This is a genomic window from Halomonas sp. AOP43-A1-21, from assembly GCF_052376775.1.
In the GTDB taxonomy this organism is placed as follows: Bacteria; Pseudomonadota; Gammaproteobacteria; order Pseudomonadales; family Halomonadaceae; genus Vreelandella; species Vreelandella colorata.
In genome coordinates this window covers 146,307-163,782 of the sequence record NZ_JBQSWC010000001.1, presented here as the reverse complement: position 1 = coordinate 163,782, position 17,476 = coordinate 146,307, and the positions used below count along the sequence as shown (strand labels likewise).

Sequence of the window (17,476 nt, the reverse complement as noted above, 5' to 3'; positions counted from 1 at the left end):
GAAACGAGCGTCGGGGAGGTATGTCCCGTCAGCAGCCTATTGCTCCACCGCTGAGTGGCGGCCGTTTTGTGTTTATATTGATCATGGTCGGTTTAGTGACGTGCGTTCTTATTGGGCGGATCACGTTGCTGCAGGTTATCGACCGGCCTTTCCTGCAAAGCCAGGGGGATGCGAGAACGCTTCGCCATGAGGCGATACCTGCCCACCGCGGTATGATCACTGACCGCAACGGTGAGCCTCTGGCTATTTCAACGCCAGTCGTGACGCTATGGGCGAATCCTCAGGAACTGCCTTCCGACGGTATCCAACGCTTTATGCTGGCGCAGGCGCTGGGCATGTCACTAGACGATTTCGAGTCCCGGGTTGAGCGCTACAGAAGCCGCGAATTCATGTATCTGCGCCGTCAGATGACGCCAGAGGCGGCGCAGCGCATCCTTGATTTACGCACTCCAGGTGTTTACCCGCAACGAGAGTACAAGCGCTACTACCCCGCAGGGGAAGTGGCGGCGCAGATACTCGGCGTAACCAACGTTGACGATGTGGGGCAAGAAGGCCTGGAGCTTTCCTACCAGCCGTTTTTGGCCGGGCACCCAGGCCAGCGCCGCGTGATTAAAGATCGTCGTGGCCGTTTGGTGCGTGAGCTGGGCGTTATGCGCGAAGCCCAACCAGGCGGTGATCTGGTGCTGTCGATCGACCAGCGTATTCAATATATGGCGTATCGTGAGCTACGCGCAGCCGTTGCCAAAAACGATGCCGACGGCGGAGTGCTAGTTACCATGGATGCCCGCACCGGTGAAGTGTTGGCGATGGCTAACCTGCCCTCCTATAACCCTAATAATCGCACCGGGCTTGATCCGCGTGGCCTGCGTAATCAAGCATTGGTCGATGTTTTTGAACCGGGTTCCGTTATGAAACCGCTGGCCATGGCCGCTGTATTGGAAAGCGGTATTGTTGACCGTGATGCGGTGGTGGATACTTCGCCTGGCTGGATGCGTATCGATCAATTTACCATTCGCGATTTTCGTAATTATGGTGACTTGACGTTAGCGGGTATTCTGGAGCACTCATCCAATATCGGTATGTCGCGCTTGGCGCTGCAGCTAAGCGATACGGCTATCTGGGAAAAATACAATCAGCTGGGGCTTGGGCAGGCACCTGGCACGGGGTTCCCCGGTGAGGCAAACGGCAGCTTGCCAGCGCCCGTGCGCTGGTCGCGCAGTGAGCGGGCAGCGCTGTCTTACGGTTACGGCCTGTCGGTTACCGCCGTTCAGCTGGCGAGTGCTTACACGGCATTAGCCAATGGCGGCATGCGTTTACCACCTTCTTTATTGCGCCTGTCTGAGCCACCCCAGGGAATACCCGCGATTGATCCTTCAGTCGCCAACGATCTGCTGAGTATTCTGGAAACATCTGTTGCCGCTTATACCGGTGGCCGACGAGCCCGCGTGGAAGGCTATCGAGTAGGTGGTAAAACCGGTACGGTGCGTAAATCCGGCCAAGGCGGTTACACCATGGATGCCTATCGCAGCGTGTTTGCCGGCATTGCGCCTATTTCTGATCCCCGTATTGTGACCGTGGTAATGATCGATCATCCGAAAGCCGGCGAATTTTATGGTGGTGCGGTTGCCGCGCCGGTCTTTTCAAGCGTGACGGGTAATGCGTTGCGCTTACTTGACGTGCCGCCAGACCATGAGGTCGAAGAGTAGCATGACTAAGGAGATTGCATGACGTTGGCTCCCAATGATTTATGGGAAGCGCTGGGTAGCGTATGGCCGAATGAGCCCTTTACTCAGACACTACCCGCACTGCCTGAGTCGCTGCGTTTGATTACCGATTCACGCAAGCTGGCAGCAGGTGATGTGTTTGTTGCCGTGCCGGGTAGTCAGGGCGATGGGCGTGACTATATTGAAGTGGCGCTGGAGCAGGGCGCTTCGCTAGTGTTAGCGCATACCAAGCAGCCCCATGCTGTTTGGGAAGAACGAGTACTCTACCTGCCTCACTTATCCGTACGTTTAGGCGAGCTGGGCAGGCAGCTTTTTGATGTGCCTACTGATCTTGAAGTGATCGCCGTAACAGGCACCAATGGGAAAAGCTCCGTCACACATTATATTGCGGCGTTGAGCGAGGCCCTGGGTACTGCTGCTGGTGTGATCGGTACATTAGGCGTTGGCCGCCCTGGCCAGCTGGCTGATAGTGGCTTGACCACGCCAGGTCCTTTGGCATTACAGGCAACGCTTGGCGAGCTTTCCCGCCAGGGGATCAAGCGAGTGGCGCTTGAGGCCTCCTCGCACGCGTTGGATCAATACCGCCTGGACGCTGTCGACGTAAAAGTTGGCGTATTTACCAATCTGACCCGCGATCATCTTGATTACCACGGCAGTATGGCTGCCTATGCGGCAGCTAAAGCCAGGCTTTTTCGGCGTAGCGAGCTCGAGCTTGCCGTTGTGAATGCGGACGATCCTCTGGCCCGGTTGATGCTGGCTGGCTGTGATCAGCGCGTGCGCGTATTAGCCACCGGCCAGGATGAAGCTGTTACCTTTCGGGTGCTGGATGTCCAACTGAAAGAAACGGGCCAGCAGGCGCTAATTGCCACGCCGGAAGGCGAACGCGTATTGACGCTAGGCCTGATGGGCCGTTTTAACCTGGATAACGTCCTGTTGGCGATGGCTGTGCTTTACGGTCTGGGTCAAGCGATTGACCCGTTGTTCGAGGCGGCCGCAGCACTTGATCCAGTACCTGGGCGTATGGCGCTGTACCACGCGAAATCAACGCCCAGTGTTGTGATTGATTATGCCCATACGCCGGATGCGCTGCACAGTGCATTGCAAGCCCTGCGCGCGCACTTAGGTCAAGCGGGTAAGCTTTGGTGTGTGTTTGGCTGTGGCGGTGAGCGCGATACGGGTAAGCGTGCAGAAATGGCCAAAGCGGCGGAGCTGCTCGCAGACCAGGTAGTTGTCACCGATGACAACCCGCGGGGCGAGCCAGCAGAGCAGATTCGCCAGCAAATTATCGCGGGGCTCTCCTCGGCTGCGGTACCAATCGAAATAGGTGATCGTCGTCATGCCATTAGCCAAACGATTCAACAGGCTGGTGACAACGATGTGGTGCTTATTGCTGGAAAAGGCCACGAGGCCTATCAGGAAATCAATGGCGTACGCCATGCCTATAACGATGAAGATGAAGTGTTACGGGCCTTCGCGTTACGGAGCCATGCACCATGAGCTGGACGCTTGCTGAGGTAGCAACGGCGCTGGGTGTAGCAATATCTGAAGATCAAGCCGCGTTAGAGCTGACGGCTGTGGCTACCGATACCCGAAAAATTGTGCCCGGCTGCCTGTTCGTAGCGTTGAAAGGGCCGCGCTTTAACGGTCATGATTTTATCGGACAGGCCTACGAGCAGGGTGCTGCCGCAGCATTGGTTGAAGAGCAGGTAGATAGCCCGCTGCCCCAGCTTGTATGTCCGGATACTCGCCTTGGATTGGGGCTTTTAGCCGGTGCCTGGCGTGGCCGCTGGTCTATACCGTTGGTCGGCGTCACGGGTAATAGCGGTAAGACAACGGTCAAGGAAATGACCGCTGCCTTGCTGGCGCCTCTCGGTGACGTGCTGGCGACCCAAGGCAACCTCAATAACGATATTGGCGTTCCGTTAACGCTTTTAAGACTAACCGAAGAGCATCAAGCGGGCGTAGTCGAGCTGGGGGCGAACCATCTGGGCGAAATTGCCTGGTCTAGCCGTTTAACGCTGCCTGATGTGGCTATTATCACCAATGTTACGGGTGCGCACATTGGTGAGTTTGGCGGCATGGGCCATATTGCTCAGGCGAAAAGCGAGCTGCTCAACGGTTTAAGCGATCAGGGCGTTGCGGTACTTAATCGCGATGACCATTACTACGCCTTCTGGGCTGCCTGTGCGGCTCCCCGGCGCGTCATCAGCTTTGGGTTTGATAGCTCAGCGGATGTATGCGCGTCGGCGCTTTCTTGTGACTCCCAGGGGCGGTATGCTTTCACGCTTGTTCAGCATGGTAAGCCGCTGGGTAATGTACAGCTTGCTTTGCTGGGTAAGCATAACGTCAGCAATGCGCTGGCAGCAGCGGCGGCTGCATTGGCGGTCGGTATTACGCCTGCCGATGTTATGGCCGGTTTGCAAAATCTGCCGGTACTTAACGCGCGACTAAGCATCGTACCCGGATTGCACGGTGCCACGCTGCTCGACGATACGTATAATGCCAACCCCGGAGCGGTCAAGGCTGCGATGGAAACATTGATGCGTTTTCCTGCGCCACGCTGGTGTGCGCTGGGCGCCATGGGTGAACTTGGCGATGACGCTGAAACATTGCATGCCGAGGTTGGCCGTTACGCGGCTGAGCTTGGCATCGACAGGCTGCTGACGCTGGGTGATGCTGCGCGTTCGGCCTGTGACGCCTTTGGTCACGGGCAGCATTTTGACGACCACGAGACGCTAACGCGTCATGTCATTAATACTTTGCCGCCCGCCACCACGCTTCTGGTGAAAGGGTCGCGCAGCGCGGGTATGGAGCAAATCATTGCTGCGCTGCGCTCGGATGAAATAAGGTAAACGCCGTTCATGTTACTTCACTTGGCGAATTTTCTAGCTCAGTACCAAACGGGCTTTCAGGTTTTCAACTATCTCACTTTGCGCGTCATCTTGGCGGCACTTACCTCTCTTATGCTCTGCCTTTGGTTGGGGCCGTGGGTAATCCGTCGGCTCGTTGAAGGCCAGATAGGCCAGGCCGTGCGCGATGATGGTCCGCAATCCCATCTTTCAAAAGCGGGCACGCCTACCATGGGTGGCGTGATGATTTTGCTGGCGATGGCTATCAGTACTTTCATCTGGGGCGATTTAACCAACCATTATGTGTGGGTGGTGCTAGCCGTAACGCTGGGATTCGGAGCCATTGGCTGGGTTGATGATTACCGCAAGGTGGTTGAGAAAAATCCCCGCGGTCTGCCCGCTCGCTGGAAGTACTTTTGGCAGTCAGTGGTCGGGCTTGGTGCGGCATTTGTGCTTTATTTCACGGCAGCGACGCCGGCCGAAACCAGCCTCCTCGTGCCGCTGTTTAAAGATATCGCGCTGCCGCTGGGCGTGTTTTATATCGTGCTGACCTACTTTGTGATTGTGGGTAGTTCCAACGCGGTGAACCTAACCGATGGTTTGGATGGCTTGGCGATCATGCCCACCGTGCTGGTGGCGATGGGCTTGTCAGTCTTTGCTTATGCCAGTGGTAATGCTGTATTCGCCAACTACCTGCATATTCCGTTTATTAACGGTACCGGGGAGCTTGCGATTTTCTGTGCGACCATCGCCGGAGCAGGGCTCGGCTTTTTGTGGTTCAACACCTATCCCGCCCAGGTATTTATGGGCGATGTAGGCGCGCTTGCGTTAGGTGCAGCGCTTGGCGTGGTCGCGGTAATTGTTCGCCAGGAAATCGTCCTGTTCATTATGGGCGGTATTTTTGTCGTCGAAACCCTGTCGGTCATACTGCAGGTGGGGTCTTATAAAATGACCGGACGGCGTATTTTTCGCATGGCGCCGCTACATCACCACTTCGAATTGAAAGGCTGGCCGGAGCCACGTGTCATTGTGCGTTTCTGGATCATTACCGTGGTATTGGTACTACTGGGCCTCGCGACGCTCAAGGTTCGTTAATCGATGCGGTGATAGGGCCGCTGCAGCCTTAAGCGTATAACGCAAAGGAGCCAGATATGGTGCGAGTACCTAACGGAATGAGCGTTGTCGTTGGCCTAGGGCTTTCAGGTCGAGCAATTTGTCGGCATTTGGCACGCACGAATATGCCCTTCATGGTGGCGGACACTCGCAGTGAGCCGCCGGGCCTTGCGGCTTTTCATGCGGCTCATCCCGGTGTGGATGTGGTGTGTGGCCCGCTAACCGCGCTGGATTTTACCGATGCCCATGAAGTGGTGCTTAGCCCTGGTGTTGATCCCGCAACGCCCGGGCTGGAGGGCTTGGCTGAACGTATCAACCCGCATACAGGGGACTCGATGGTGGTGGGCGAAACCGCTCTGTTTGTGCGGGCCAACCAAGTGCCGATTGCCGCAATTACCGGCTCTAATGCTAAATCCACGGTGACCACATTACTGGGTGAAATGGCCAAAGCCGCTGGCTTGCGGGTAGCGGTGGGGGGGAATCTCGGCACTCCCGCGCTCGACCTGTTAGCCGACCAGCCCGATGCCGAGCTGTATATTCTAGAGCTTTCCAGCTTTCAGCTGGAAACCACGCCAGCGTTAGGCGCCAAGGCCGCTGCGTTTTTAAATCTTTGTGAAGATCATTTGGACAGGCATGGCGATATGCAGGCCTACCGCCAGGTCAAACAGCGCATCTTTATCGGTGCACAGCATGTCATTGTTAACCAGGATGACCCTTTGACCTGGCCTTCCCAGGAAGACGTGGCGACTATCCGGTTTTCAGTGAATGCGCCCTTAGACAACCACTGGGGGCTCGTTTGGGAGGAGGCTGATCTCAAACTAATGCAAGGGCAGACTCAGTGGCTTTCCGCTCGCGAATTGAAAATGGCCGGCCAGCATAACTATGCCAATGCCTTGGCAGCGCTTGCCATGGGCCAGGCGTTAGGGCTTAACGCATCTGCCATGATCGATACCCTTAAAACGTTTACCGGACTGCCGCATCGTAGTGAAACGGTGGCGCATATTAACGACGTTACCTGGGTAAACGACTCTAAAGGTACCAACGTGGGCGCCACATTGGCGGCGATCCAGGGGCTTGGCGCTACGCTTGAAGGTCGCCTAATCTGGCTTGCCGGTGGCGTTGGTAAGGGGGCTGACTTTACACCGCTTGCCACACCTTTGGCGCGCTGCGCGCGTCAGGCGCTACTGTTTGGCGCAGATAGTGGTCGCATCGCCCAGGCTATAACCTCGCAGGTGCCGGTGCGGCAAGTGAGGGATTTAACGCAGGCGATGGAGGAGGCTTTCGCCTTAGCCAGGCCCGGTGACTGCGTACTCTTATCGCCTGCGTGCGCGAGTTTTGATCAGTTTGCCGGCTATGAGGCCCGCGGTAAGGCTTTTCGTGACTGGGTCGAAAACAAAGCGGCGGAGGTATCCTTATGAGCCGAGTACAGCGCTTGCATCGCGTACTAACTACGCGTGATTTACCCTGCGATATATGGTTAATTGCCGCCGCTGTGGCACTCGCCGGCTTAGGCTGGGTGATGGTTAGTTCTGCCTCGGTAGGCCTTTTAGATAATAGTTTTTACTACTTCCGCCAGCACGGCATTTTCTTGGTGGTGGCAGCGTTAGGCTGTCTGTTTATGCTCAGCGTACCGCTTGAGGCCTGGCGGCAAAATGCGGCACTTATTTTCTTAATCAGTATTGGGCTGTTGGTGGTGGTATTGCTGTTCGGTCAGGAAATTAACGGCAGTAAGCGTTGGATAGCGCTGCCCGGGCCGCTGCCTAACCTCCAGGTGTCAGAGCTTGGCAAGATTGGCCTTATTTTTTACATGGCGATGTTTATGTCGCGCTTCACCTACGATTTGCGCCTTCGTGCGTTTACGCTATGGCGGCCTATCGCGGTATTGGCCGTGCCGGCCAGTTTGCTGTTTTTAGCACCCGACTTTGGCGGTATGGTGGTGTACTCAGTATGTGTGATTGGCATGCTGATGATGAGCGGCGCATCGCTTGTTTTACTGATTGGTAGTGGCGGGGCACTCGCCGCCGGGGCGGTGATGTTGGTGGTATTAGAGCCGTATCGCTTAGCTCGCTGGACCAGTTTTTTAGACCCTTGGGCCGATCAGTTCGCGACCGGGTATCAGCTTACCCAGGCATTGATTGCCTTTGGACGTGGTCATGTAACCGGCACCGGGTTAGGCAATAGCGTTCAAAAGCTGCACTATCTACCCGAAGCCCATACTGATTTTATCTTTGCGGTCATTGCCGAAGAGCTGGGCATGATTGGGGCAATCGTAGTCATACTGCTGTTTGCGTTACTGGTTAGCCGGGCCATGCTGATTGGACGTAAGGCTGAGCTCGCGGGTCATCTTTTCGGTGCCTATGTGAGTTACGGTATCGGCTTTGTTATTGCCTCTCAGGCATTTATTAATATGGCGGTTAGCTCAGGTTTGTTGCCCACCAAGGGGCTGACGCTACCGCTGGTAAGTTATGGCGGGTCGAGCCTGCTGGTCATCGGTATGATGATTGGCTTATTGCTGCGCGTAGATGCGGAAACCAGACACCGGCCGCGCCGTACGCCAACCCCTTATAAATCGCGCAGCGAACCGCGATTATCGTAATACTTTGTTAAGGAGTCGTTTGTGACGACGCACGCACATCGGCGCGTTTTAATCATGGCAGGAGGAACCGGGGGGCATGTCGTGCCCGCGCTTTCTCTGGCTCGTGCGCTCAAAGCACAGAATATCGAGGTTGAGTGGCTGGGCAGCCCCCGCGGCATTGAAAACCGGCTGGTGCCTGACGCTGGTATCAAGCTGCACACTATTGCGGTGAGCGGATTGCGCGGTAATGGCGCGGCTGGATGGCTCAAAGCACCGGTCAACCTTACCCGGGCGGTATGGCAGGCACGCCAGGTTATTAGCACGTTTAAACCTCAGCTGGTCGTCGGGCTGGGTGGTTTTGCCAGTGGCCCCGGTGGGCTTGCCGCCTGGCTGTCGCGTATACCGCTGGTAGTACATGAACAAAATGCCGTCGCGGGGCTAACCAATCGCGTGTTATCACGCTTAGCCACACGCAGTTACGCCGCCTTTCCCGAAGCGTTTGGCGAGCGTGCTGAGGTGATTGGTAACCCCGTGCGCGAAGAAATTGCCACGCTGGGTGAAACGCCGCGTACCGTGCAAGTGCTGCAGGGCCGCCCGCTGCGCCTGTTGGTGGTGGGGGGGTCCCTGGGGGCGGTAGCTTTAAATGAGCGTTTGCCTCAGGCGGTTGCCAGTTTGCCGACTGAAACGCGTCCTGAAATTCGCCACCAGGCGGGCAAGTCGCGGGATGTGCTAACAGCCGAAGGCTATGCCAAATACGGTATAGACGCTGAGGTGACGCCCTTTATTGATGATATGGCGGCGGCTTATGACTGGGCTGACCTTGTGGTATGTCGGTCAGGCGCGTTGACGGTAGCGGAGCTTGCCGCGGCAGCCAAGCCGTCACTGCTGGTGCCTTTTCCGTTTGCGGTGGATGACCATCAGCGGGTTAATGCCGATGTATTGGTCAAAGCCGGTGCAGCCCTGTGTGTTGTCCAGTCTGCGTTAACGCCTGATCGGTTGGCGCATTACTTGAGCGACTTGTTAGAGCCCGCGACGCTAGCACTGATGGCATCACGCGCGCGCCAAGCGGCCTATTTAGACGCCACTGAGCGATTAGCCGAAGGATGTCTGGCGATATTACCGAAAGGAGAAGCAGTGTGACCGACTCAGTAACTCAGCCCTTACCGCAACGGAGTATGCCCAGCGGCCCAGCGATGCGCCGTATTCAGCACATCCATTTTGTAGGCATTGGCGGTGCGGGTATGTGTGGTATTGCCGAAGTATTGGCAAACCAAGGTTACAAGGTTAGCGGCAGTGATATGAAAGCCTCTTCCGTTGTCGAGCGGTTGCGCCAATGCGGTATTCGCGTTGATATTGGCCACGCTGAAGCCAATGTGGAAGGGGCGGACGTAGTCGTTGTTTCAAGTGCCGTGGATACGACCAATCCTGAAATTCGCTGGGCGCATGAGCATCGCGTGCCCGTGGTGCGGCGCGCTGAGATGCTGGCTGAATTAATGCGCTTTCGTCATGGCATTGCGGTCGCTGGAACGCATGGTAAAACCACAACCACGAGCCTGACGGCGACGCTGTTGGCCGAGGGCGGCCTGGACCCGACCTTTGTGATTGGCGGGCGTTTAACCAGCGCCGGCGCGAATGCCCGCTTGGGTGAAGGCGATTATCTGGTCGCTGAGGCCGATGAGTCGGATGCTTCATTCCTTCATCTTCAGCCGATGATGTCGATTGTAACCAATATCGACGCGGATCATATGGCTACTTACGGCGGCGATTTTGAGCGTCTAAAAAGCACCTTCATCGAGTTTTTACATAATCTGCCTTTTTATGGACTGGCCGTACTGTGTATTGATGACCCGCACGTCCGTGAACTGTGTGAGCAGGTTAAACGGCAGTTTGTGACCTATGGGTTTGACGCCGATGCGGATTACCGCATTGTGGATTTTGCCCAGCAGGGCGGTGAAGTCACGTTTACCGCGCTGCGCCCTGGTAGCGCCGAGCCTTTGCATATTTGTTTGGCCATGCCAGGGAGGCATAACGCGCTAAACGCGATGGCGGCGATTGTGGTCGCAACCGATGCAGGCGTGAGCGATGCGGCTATCCTGCGTGGCTTGGCAAGCTTTGCCGGGGTAGGGCGGCGTTTTCAGGTTCACGGCCATTTTCCGGCGCCTAAAGCCTCCGGCGAAATTATGCTGGTAGACGATTACGGCCATCATCCCCGTGAAGTGGATATGGTTATCAAAGCGGTGCGTGCAGGCTGGCCGGAGCGTCGTTTGGTCATGCTTTATCAGCCTCATCGCTATAGCCGGACGCGTGACTTGTATGAAGATTTTGTTAGGGTCCTTTCACAGGTCGATACGCTGGTACTTCTAGATGTCTACAGTGCCGGTGAAGCCGTTATACCTGGCGCTGACGGGCGTGCGCTTGCCGGCTCGATTCGCCAGCGTGGCGAAGTGGATCCGCTGTTTATCGAGCATAAGCAGGAATTACCCGCACTGCTGGCGAACGTATTGCGTCCAAACGATATTTTAATTACTCAAGGGGCGGGCGATGTTGGCGGGATTTCGCTCTCTTTAGCCCAGGCTGAACTGGTATTAAGTGAGGTAGAGCTGTGAGCGCAGATAACGCCCAAGTGGATCGCTCTCGCGTAGTCGTGGTGTATGGCGGCTCCTCTGCTGAACGTGAAGTGTCGCTTAAAAGTGGCGCGGCCGTTCTCGAGGCCCTAAAGCGCCAGAAGGTGAACGCAGAAGGCTATGATCTGCGTGATAAGGGGTTGGTCGGGCTAGAGGCGCTGGCACCCTCGGCGGTGTTCATTGCTCTGCACGGTCGGGGCGGTGAGGATGGCACGCTGCAAGGCGCGCTCGAGCTCTTGAACATTCCCTACACCGGTAGCGGCGTACTCGCCTCGGCGCTGGGCATGGACAAGCAGCGTACCAAGCAGGTGTGGCAGGCCATTGGGTTGCCTACCCCAGAAAGCATCATGCTCAATAAGGGCTCTGATTGGGATGGTGTCGTGGCAACGCTTGGCTTGCCAATGATGGTAAAGCCGGTGCATGAAGGTTCCACGCTGGGTATCAGTATCGTCAAAACGCGCGAGGCGCTGGAAGCCGCCTACCGCGAAGCCGCTCAGTTTGATGCCCGCGTCATGGCCGAGCGCTTTGTGGTAGGTGATGAATATACCGTGGCACTGCTGAATGAGCAGGTGCTGCCCGCCATTCGTGTAGAAGTGCCCGGCGGCTTTTACGATTTTGAGGCCAAATACGTTTCCAATACCACTCAGTACCACTTGCCCTGCGGGCTCTCAGGCGCGGATGAAGCCGAGCTTGCCGGGCTGTGCCGTGAAGCCTTTGCAGCAATCGGCTGTGAGGGCTGGGGGCGGGTAGACGTCATGCGCGATGCAAAGGGGCAGTTCTGGCTGATCGAAGTCAATACGGTGCCGGGCATGACCGATCACAGTCTTGTACCGCAAGCCGCTGCGTATGCCGGTATCGAATTTGATGACCTGGTCGTACAGATCCTGCAAACGGCTGGCAAGCAGAGCGCCGCATCATGAAGAGGCCTTATGAAAAGGCGTAATGCTTGGTTTGGCCTCATACTCCTGGCGCTGTTGCTCGGAGCGGGAAGCCGCGCGCTATGGCTATGGCTCGATCGCCCCATCGAGCGGGTATCGATTCGCGGCGAATGGGACTACGTTAGCGCTGATTATTTGCGCACTCAGCTGGCGCCATTGGTCCAGGGGGCTACATGGTTGTCGGCTGATTTGGGCGATTTACGTGACCGTGCCCTGCAGGTGGGCTGGCTTCAAGAAGTGCGTATTTCCCGTGAATGGCCTAACGCTTTGGTGTTTGAGTTGGTTGAGCAAGCGCCGGTTGCACGTTGGAACGATGATTTTTTACTTAACCCAGAAGGCGAACCTTTTTCCTTTGCGCCTATTGATGTACCCAAAGGGCTTCCTGATCTGGCTGGGCCTAATGGAAGTAGTGAAGAAGTCTTAAGTTACTATCATCGTTTAATGCCGCACTTTGAAGGTTTATCGCTGTCGCTTGCCCAGTTACGTTTAGAGCCGCGGGGAGCATGGCGGTTACAGTTAGATAACGGCGCCTGGGTAATGTTGGGTAGACGCGATCATGAGGTGCGTTTGGCACGGTTATCGGCTTCCTGGCAGCGAGAACTATCCAGGTCCGGCGAACATATCCGCTATATTGACCTGCGTTACCCTAATGGCGTTGCAGTTGCCTGGCATGGTGAAAGTGATTTTGAGGACTCAGAAGAGTAATCTTCGGTTTACTTAACGCTTTTTAACCAGAGTTAGTGATCGCCAACGTGGAAAAACCCATTAATGGGGTTTAAATTACTTGCCAAGCCCATTATTGTGGGGTGTCGCTAGTCGTATTCTGGCGATTGTTTCTATACTATGGGCCAGTGAAAGTTTTTTGTGGGTTTATTCTCTCTCATCGGCGTTTAATGATAATTAGTCATCAACGCTTGTTGACTGCTAAGTTGTAATCATTAGGCGATGAGTTGAGTTAAGTGTCCCTTATTTATTTTACTATTTAAAAAAAGATTATAAGGAGTATTCCCGACTCATGGCAGGCTCACCCAATGCATCTAATATGGTGGTCGGGCTGGACATTGGAACGTCCAAGGTCGTCGCAATCGTCGGGCAACCTACCGATGATGGCGGCATCGAAATTGCGGGTATCGGCTCCCACCCCTCACGGGGCATGAAACGTGGCGTCGTGATTAATATTGAGTCAACGGTTCAGTCCATTCAACGTGCCGTGGAAGAAGCCGAGCTAATGGCGGGCTGCGATATTCACTCAGTATATGTCGGTGTCGCCGGTAGCCATATTAGTTCGATGAATTCCGACGGCGTGGTGGCTATTAAAGAGCGCGAAGTTACGCCCTCCGATATTGACCGCGTTATCGATTCCGCCAGAGCCCGGGCCGTCTCAGAAGGTCAGCGTGTTTTACACGTGCTGCCTCAAGAGTTTTCAATTGACACTCAGGGCGGTATTCGTGAACCCTTGGGTATGTCGGGTGTCAGGTTAGAGGCGCAGGTTCATCTGGTAACTGCGGCACTTAATGCAGTACAAAATATTGAGAAGTGTGTTCGCCGCTGCGGTTTGGATGTTGATGCCATTATCCTGGAGCAGCTGGCTTCCAGTATGGCGGTATTAACCGAAGACGAGCGTGAGCTCGGTGTGTGTATGGTGGATATTGGTGGTGGAACCACCGATATGGCTATCTTTACCGAAGGTGCTATCCGGCATACTGCGGTTATACCGATTGCTGGCGACCAGGTAACCAACGATATCGCTATGGCCTTGCGTACGCCAACTCAGCACGCTGAAGAGATTAAAGTTAAGTATGCCTGCGCACTAACGCAGCTGGCATCCAGCGATGAAATGATCAAAGTTCCTAGTGTGGGTGACCGCCCCGCGCGTGATTTATCACGTCAGGCGCTCGCTGAAGTAGTGGAGCCACGCTATGAAGAGCTATTTACACTGGTAAGAGACGAATTACGCCGTAGTGGCTATGAAGATATGGTGGCCGCTGGTGTGGTACTTACTGGTGGCACCTCACGCATGGAAGGTGTGAGTGAGCTGGCAGAGGAAATATTTCATATGCCGGTTCGTATCGCCTGTCCGCAAAATGTTCGAGGTTTGGCAGATGTCGTGCGTAACCCCATTTATGCGACAGGTGTCGGCTTACTGCATTATGCGTTGCAAGAAGTGCGTCATGGGCGAGGTCTAGAAAGCCACGGGGGAGTGGTTGCTGCCCATAAAGGACGCAACGAGCTTGCCCGGCGTGATATCAAGGAAGGCCATTCGGCGCTGGCCAGAGTTAAAGGCTGGTTTAAAGGAAATTTCTGACAGGGCCGCAAGCGCGGTTCAGGAGACGGGGCTTATGTTCGAATTGGTAGATAACGCACCCTCGAGTAGTGCGGTCATCAAAGTAGTCGGTGTTGGTGGTGGCGGCGGTAATGCCGTCAACCATATGGTCGAAAGCAATATTGAAGGCGTTGAGTTTATTTGCGCCAATACCGATGCCCAGGCACTTAAACGCGTATCCGCGAAAACAGTCTTACAGCTCGGTAGTGAAATCACTAAAGGGCTAGGCGCTGGTGCTAACCCAGAAGTGGGGCGCCAGGCCGCAATGGAAGATCGAGATCGTATCGCCGAGCTATTGCAGGGCGCCGATATGGTCTTTATCACTGCTGGTATGGGCGGTGGTACAGGTACTGGCGGCGCTCCCGTGGTTGCTCAGGTGGCCAAAGAGCTAGGTATTCTAACCGTGGCAGTGGTTACACGGCCTTTCCCGTTTGAGGGTCCCAAGCGTATGCGCGCGGCCGAAGAGGGCATGAAAGAGCTCTCCGAGCACGTCGACTCGCTGATCACTATCCCCAACGAAAAACTGCTTTCCGTATTAGGCAAGAACGCTACGCTGCTCACGGCGTTCAGCGCCGCGAATGATGTACTGCTAGGTGCCGTACAAGGTATCGCCGAGCTGATTACCAGTCCCGGCATTATCAACGTCGACTTTGCTGATGTGCGCACCGTTATGTCTGAAATGGGCATGGCGATGATGGGCACAGGCGGGGCTACCGGTGAAAACCGTGCCCGCGAAGCAGCCGAAAAAGCTATCCGCAGCCCGCTGTTGGAAGATATCGATCTGCATGGCGCACGGGGTATTCTGGTCAATATTACTGCTGGCCCGGATCTTTCGATTGGCGAATTCAACGATGTGGGTGCCACGGTTCAGGAATTTGCGTCGCAAGAAGCCACCATCGTGGTCGGAACTTCCATTGATATGGAAATGTCCGATGAGCTGCGTGTAACGGTGGTTGCTGCCGGCTTGGATGGTAGCAAGTCTTCTAAAGCGTCAGCAACGCGCGAGCCGGTGCGCCGCTCCGCCACGGACTCTTCTGATTATCGCAAGCTCCAGCAGCCAACAGTAATGCGCCAGCAGGCCACGGCTCGTGCAGAAGCGCCGGAACATGCGCCTAAGCCGCGGCCTGAAAAAAGCCGTTCAGCTGATGCTGATGACTATCTGGACATTCCAGCGTTCTTGCGCCGTCAGGCTGACTGATTGTTTCAATCGGTGTCAAATACATCAAACGAGTGTTTTATTGGTTAAAACGCTCGTTTGCTGTTAAAGTGAACACTGTTTGATAACTTCCCCTTTCCTTACGGTACTGCCGTCATTAGAGTTCGACCACTGCCCATGATCAGACAACGCACCCTACAAAACGTCATCCGCGCCACTGGAGTGGGTCTGCACTCCGGTAAAAAAGTCCATTTGGCTTTGCGTCCGGCGCCGGCAAACACCGGGATTGTGTTTGTTAGAACCGATCTGGATCCCGTGGTACACGTACCCGCACGTGCCGAGCTTGTCGAAGATACAAAGCTTTGCACTGCACTTTCGTTTGAAGGCGTCAAAGTGGCAACGGTTGAACACCTGATGTCTGCGTTTGCAGGCTTGGGTATCGACAATGCGTATGTTGACTTAAGTGCGCCTGAAGTTCCTATTATGGACGGCAGTGCTAGCCCGTTTGTGTTTTTGATTCAATCGGCGGGTATTCTTGAACAGGATGCCCCAAAGAAATTTATCCGCATCAAGCGTCGCGTAGCGGTTAGCGATGGCGATAAAGAAGCCGTTTTTCTACCTCATCAGGGGTTCAAGGTCTCTTTTGCGATTGATTTTGATCACCCGGTATTTGAGCAGCAGAAACAAACGGCCCTGATTGATTTCTCGACCACATCTTTTGTGAAAGAAGTTTCCCGGGCGCGTACTTTCGGATTCATGAAGGACCTGGAATTTTTACGCTCTAATAACCTGGCTCTTGGCGGCAGCCTTGATAATGCAATCGTTGTCGATGATTACCGTATCGTCAACGAGGGCGGACTGCGCTACGAAGACGAGTTTGTAAAACACAAAGTGCTGGATGCCATTGGTGATCTGTATCAGTTGGGCCACAGCCTGATTGGCGAATTCCATGGTGTTAAGTCCGGTCATGCGCTGAACAATCAGCTATGTCGTGAACTGATGGCGCAGCCCGATGCTTACGAGATTGTGACGTTTGAAGGCGAGAAAGCCGTCGCGCCTATTTCGTACGCGGCACCCGCAATGGCCTGATGGCTTAGGTAATAGCGCTATTCGAACTTGTGGCACGGTTCAGGTTGGATGTTAAGCACCGCTTTGGCGGTGCTTTTGCATTTCTAGGTATCACGAATACTGTTATTTCTCTGGTGCGTGGGATGCCAGGCGCTCAAGCGCTTTGCGAAGCGCGGGGTTCTGCATGTCGCTTGCGCACTCCGTCAGGGTTTGACCTGCGCTGGCTGATAGTTTGCGCGTGTTGCGCAGTGGGGCTTCAACCGGGTGTACGGGGCGAACTTTAAAGGTAAAGCCGCTTACGGCTTCAAAGCCGGGTAGCTGGTGAAGCAGCGTCAATAAACGCCGCTGCTCAAAGCGTAGCCACGTCAGCCAGCTGGCTTGGCCGCTGATAAGGGTCAGGCGGCCTTCACGAAAGCCGCCCACAAAAATATGCTGGCGCATTTCTTCAGGCAGATGCGCGCGTAGGTGGCTCTGGGCCTGGTCAATAAGACGAGATTGGCGCATTAACTGGCCAATATCGCCAGACTTGTTTAGCAGGCGGGCGATGGGCTGGGCCTGAGAACGCTTAACCTTTATACTCATACGCTTGAATCCTAGGATAACCCTCTCAATATTACTAAGTAGCCATGTAAATTTTTTGACGAGCTACTTATCAGCAGAGCCTAACACGCTCAGGAGCCAACCCACAGCATGTCCTCAACGCTTAATGCCTTTTATGCTTCGCCGCGACGTTACCGTCGTTATGGCCTGGCGCGTTGGTGGCTGGCGGGTCTCCTAGTAAGCTGTCTTTTACCCAGCAGTCTAGTGCCTTCTGATGCTTTTCGCGGTACTGAACGCAGCGTTAGCGTCTGTTTGTGGGTGCCCGCTATTTTACGTGCCCAGTCTCAATGGATCGCCAGAAGGCGGCGCGCCTTAAAGCGTTGGCAGCGGCGCATCAAGCAGGTGAGGGTGCTGCGTCACAGCTTGCCTGCGTACCGCTTTATAAAGCGCCAGGTGGCCGCGCGCGATGTGCTTACCCAGCGTGGCCCGCCTGCTTATTTCACGGTTCACTAAAAACGCACTCTATTTGCCTTATATGGAACAGGGCGAAACCCATTGGGTCGCTC

At 55.2% G+C, this 17,476-nt stretch carries 15 protein-coding genes; 14 read left to right on the top strand and 1 reads right to left on the bottom strand.

Annotated features, from left to right (window positions below; translation table 11 throughout):
* Nucleotides 1-20 precede the first annotated feature (20 nt).
* The 13 genes from ACT3R7_RS00745 to lpxC all read left to right on the top strand — a co-directional run bounded on the left by ACT3R7_RS00745 (nucleotide 21) and on the right by lpxC (nucleotide 16,391).
* A complete protein-coding gene (locus tag ACT3R7_RS00745; protein ID WP_225736069.1) occupies nucleotides 21-1,706 on the top strand; it encodes a peptidoglycan D,D-transpeptidase FtsI family protein in 1,686 nt (561 codons plus the stop codon).
* Nucleotides 1,707-1,724: 18 nt separating this feature from the next.
* Nucleotides 1,725-3,221, top strand: coding sequence for a UDP-N-acetylmuramoyl-L-alanyl-D-glutamate--2,6-diaminopimelate ligase (locus ACT3R7_RS00740; protein ID WP_496198708.1), 1,497 nt, complete (start codon nucleotides 1,725-1,727; stop codon nucleotides 3,219-3,221).
* On the top strand, nucleotides 3,218-4,576 hold the full coding sequence (locus tag ACT3R7_RS00735) for a UDP-N-acetylmuramoyl-tripeptide--D-alanyl-D-alanine ligase (RefSeq protein ID WP_192537227.1): 1,359 nt from the start codon (nucleotides 3,218-3,220) through the stop codon (nucleotides 4,574-4,576). Before ACT3R7_RS00740 ends, ACT3R7_RS00735 begins: the two co-directional genes overlap by 4 nt.
* 9 nt (nucleotides 4,577-4,585) lie before the next feature.
* A complete protein-coding gene (gene mraY / locus ACT3R7_RS00730) occupies nucleotides 4,586-5,668 on the top strand; it encodes a phospho-N-acetylmuramoyl-pentapeptide-transferase (RefSeq protein WP_192537229.1) in 1,083 nt (360 codons plus the stop codon).
* A 56-nt stretch (nucleotides 5,669-5,724) separates the two neighbouring features.
* Nucleotides 5,725-7,104, top strand: a complete 1,380-nt coding sequence (gene murD, locus ACT3R7_RS00725) for a UDP-N-acetylmuramoyl-L-alanine--D-glutamate ligase (protein WP_192537231.1) — start codon at nucleotides 5,725-5,727, stop codon at nucleotides 7,102-7,104.
* The gene (gene ftsW, locus ACT3R7_RS00720; RefSeq protein WP_192537245.1) at nucleotides 7,101-8,282 is read left to right on the top strand and encodes a putative lipid II flippase FtsW; all 1,182 of its coding nucleotides are present in this window, start codon (nucleotides 7,101-7,103) and stop codon (nucleotides 8,280-8,282) included. The genes murD and ftsW overlap by 4 nt, the downstream gene beginning before the upstream one ends.
* 21 nt (nucleotides 8,283-8,303) lie before the next feature.
* Nucleotides 8,304-9,401, top strand: coding sequence for an undecaprenyldiphospho-muramoylpentapeptide beta-N-acetylglucosaminyltransferase (gene murG / locus ACT3R7_RS00715; protein ID WP_318782738.1), 1,098 nt, complete (start codon nucleotides 8,304-8,306; stop codon nucleotides 9,399-9,401).
* Between the two features lie 35 nt (nucleotides 9,402-9,436).
* Complete coding sequence (gene murC / locus ACT3R7_RS00710; protein WP_192537328.1) at nucleotides 9,437-10,867, top strand: UDP-N-acetylmuramate--L-alanine ligase; 1,431 nt, start codon at nucleotides 9,437-9,439, stop codon at nucleotides 10,865-10,867.
* Nucleotides 10,864-11,805, top strand: coding sequence for a D-alanine--D-alanine ligase (locus tag ACT3R7_RS00705; RefSeq protein ID WP_192537246.1), 942 nt, complete (start codon nucleotides 10,864-10,866; stop codon nucleotides 11,803-11,805). The genes murC and ACT3R7_RS00705 overlap by 4 nt, the downstream gene beginning before the upstream one ends.
* A gap of 9 nt (nucleotides 11,806-11,814) precedes the next feature.
* Nucleotides 11,815-12,528, top strand: a complete 714-nt coding sequence (locus ACT3R7_RS00700; protein WP_192537253.1) for a cell division protein FtsQ/DivIB — start codon at nucleotides 11,815-11,817, stop codon at nucleotides 12,526-12,528.
* Between the two features lie 310 nt (nucleotides 12,529-12,838).
* Complete coding sequence (gene ftsA, locus ACT3R7_RS00695) at nucleotides 12,839-14,128, top strand: cell division protein FtsA (RefSeq protein WP_192537255.1); 1,290 nt, start codon at nucleotides 12,839-12,841, stop codon at nucleotides 14,126-14,128.
* 34 nt (nucleotides 14,129-14,162) lie between these two features.
* Nucleotides 14,163-15,344 carry a cell division protein FtsZ gene (ftsZ, locus tag ACT3R7_RS00690; RefSeq protein ID WP_192537258.1) on the top strand — a complete coding sequence of 394 codons (1,182 nt, stop codon included), beginning with the start codon at nucleotides 14,163-14,165 and terminating at the stop codon, nucleotides 15,342-15,344.
* Between the two features lie 135 nt (nucleotides 15,345-15,479).
* Nucleotides 15,480-16,391, top strand: coding sequence for a UDP-3-O-acyl-N-acetylglucosamine deacetylase (gene lpxC / locus ACT3R7_RS00685; RefSeq protein WP_018915781.1), 912 nt, complete (start codon nucleotides 15,480-15,482; stop codon nucleotides 16,389-16,391).
* A 102-nt stretch (nucleotides 16,392-16,493) separates the two neighbouring features.
* Here the strand turns inward: lpxC and ACT3R7_RS00680 are convergent, their stop codons facing one another.
* The gene (locus ACT3R7_RS00680; RefSeq protein WP_018915782.1) at nucleotides 16,494-16,952 is read right to left on the bottom strand and encodes a DUF721 domain-containing protein; all 459 of its coding nucleotides are present in this window, start codon (nucleotides 16,950-16,952) and stop codon (nucleotides 16,494-16,496) included.
* A gap of 108 nt (nucleotides 16,953-17,060) precedes the next feature.
* Between ACT3R7_RS00680 and ACT3R7_RS00675 the strand changes: the two genes are divergently transcribed.
* Nucleotides 17,061-17,423, top strand: a complete 363-nt coding sequence (locus ACT3R7_RS00675) for a hypothetical protein (RefSeq protein WP_192537260.1) — start codon at nucleotides 17,061-17,063, stop codon at nucleotides 17,421-17,423.
* Nucleotides 17,424-17,476: the final 53 nt, after the last annotated feature.

Coding starts and splice junctions, on each gene's coding strand:
- ACT3R7_RS00745 (WP_225736069.1), top strand. CDS start 21: ATGTCCCGTCAGCAGCCTATTGCTCCACCGCTGAGTGGCGGCCGTTTT.
- ACT3R7_RS00740 (WP_496198708.1), top strand. CDS start 1,725: ATGACGTTGGCTCCCAATGATTTATGGGAAGCGCTGGGTAGCGTATGG.
- ACT3R7_RS00735 (WP_192537227.1), top strand. CDS start 3,218: ATGAGCTGGACGCTTGCTGAGGTAGCAACGGCGCTGGGTGTAGCAATA.
- mraY (WP_192537229.1), top strand. CDS start 4,586: ATGTTACTTCACTTGGCGAATTTTCTAGCTCAGTACCAAACGGGCTTT.
- murD (WP_192537231.1), top strand. CDS start 5,725: ATGGTGCGAGTACCTAACGGAATGAGCGTTGTCGTTGGCCTAGGGCTT.
- ftsW (WP_192537245.1), top strand. CDS start 7,101: ATGAGCCGAGTACAGCGCTTGCATCGCGTACTAACTACGCGTGATTTA.
- murC (WP_192537328.1), top strand. CDS start 9,437: ATGCCCAGCGGCCCAGCGATGCGCCGTATTCAGCACATCCATTTTGTA.
- ACT3R7_RS00700 (WP_192537253.1), top strand. CDS start 11,815: ATGAAAAGGCGTAATGCTTGGTTTGGCCTCATACTCCTGGCGCTGTTG.
- ftsA (WP_192537255.1), top strand. CDS start 12,839: ATGGCAGGCTCACCCAATGCATCTAATATGGTGGTCGGGCTGGACATT.
- ftsZ (WP_192537258.1), top strand. CDS start 14,163: ATGTTCGAATTGGTAGATAACGCACCCTCGAGTAGTGCGGTCATCAAA.
- lpxC (WP_018915781.1), top strand. CDS start 15,480: ATGATCAGACAACGCACCCTACAAAACGTCATCCGCGCCACTGGAGTG.
- ACT3R7_RS00680 (WP_018915782.1), bottom strand. CDS start 16,952: ATGAGTATAAAGGTTAAGCGTTCTCAGGCCCAGCCCATCGCCCGCCTG.
- ACT3R7_RS00675 (WP_192537260.1), top strand. CDS start 17,061: ATGTCCTCAACGCTTAATGCCTTTTATGCTTCGCCGCGACGTTACCGT.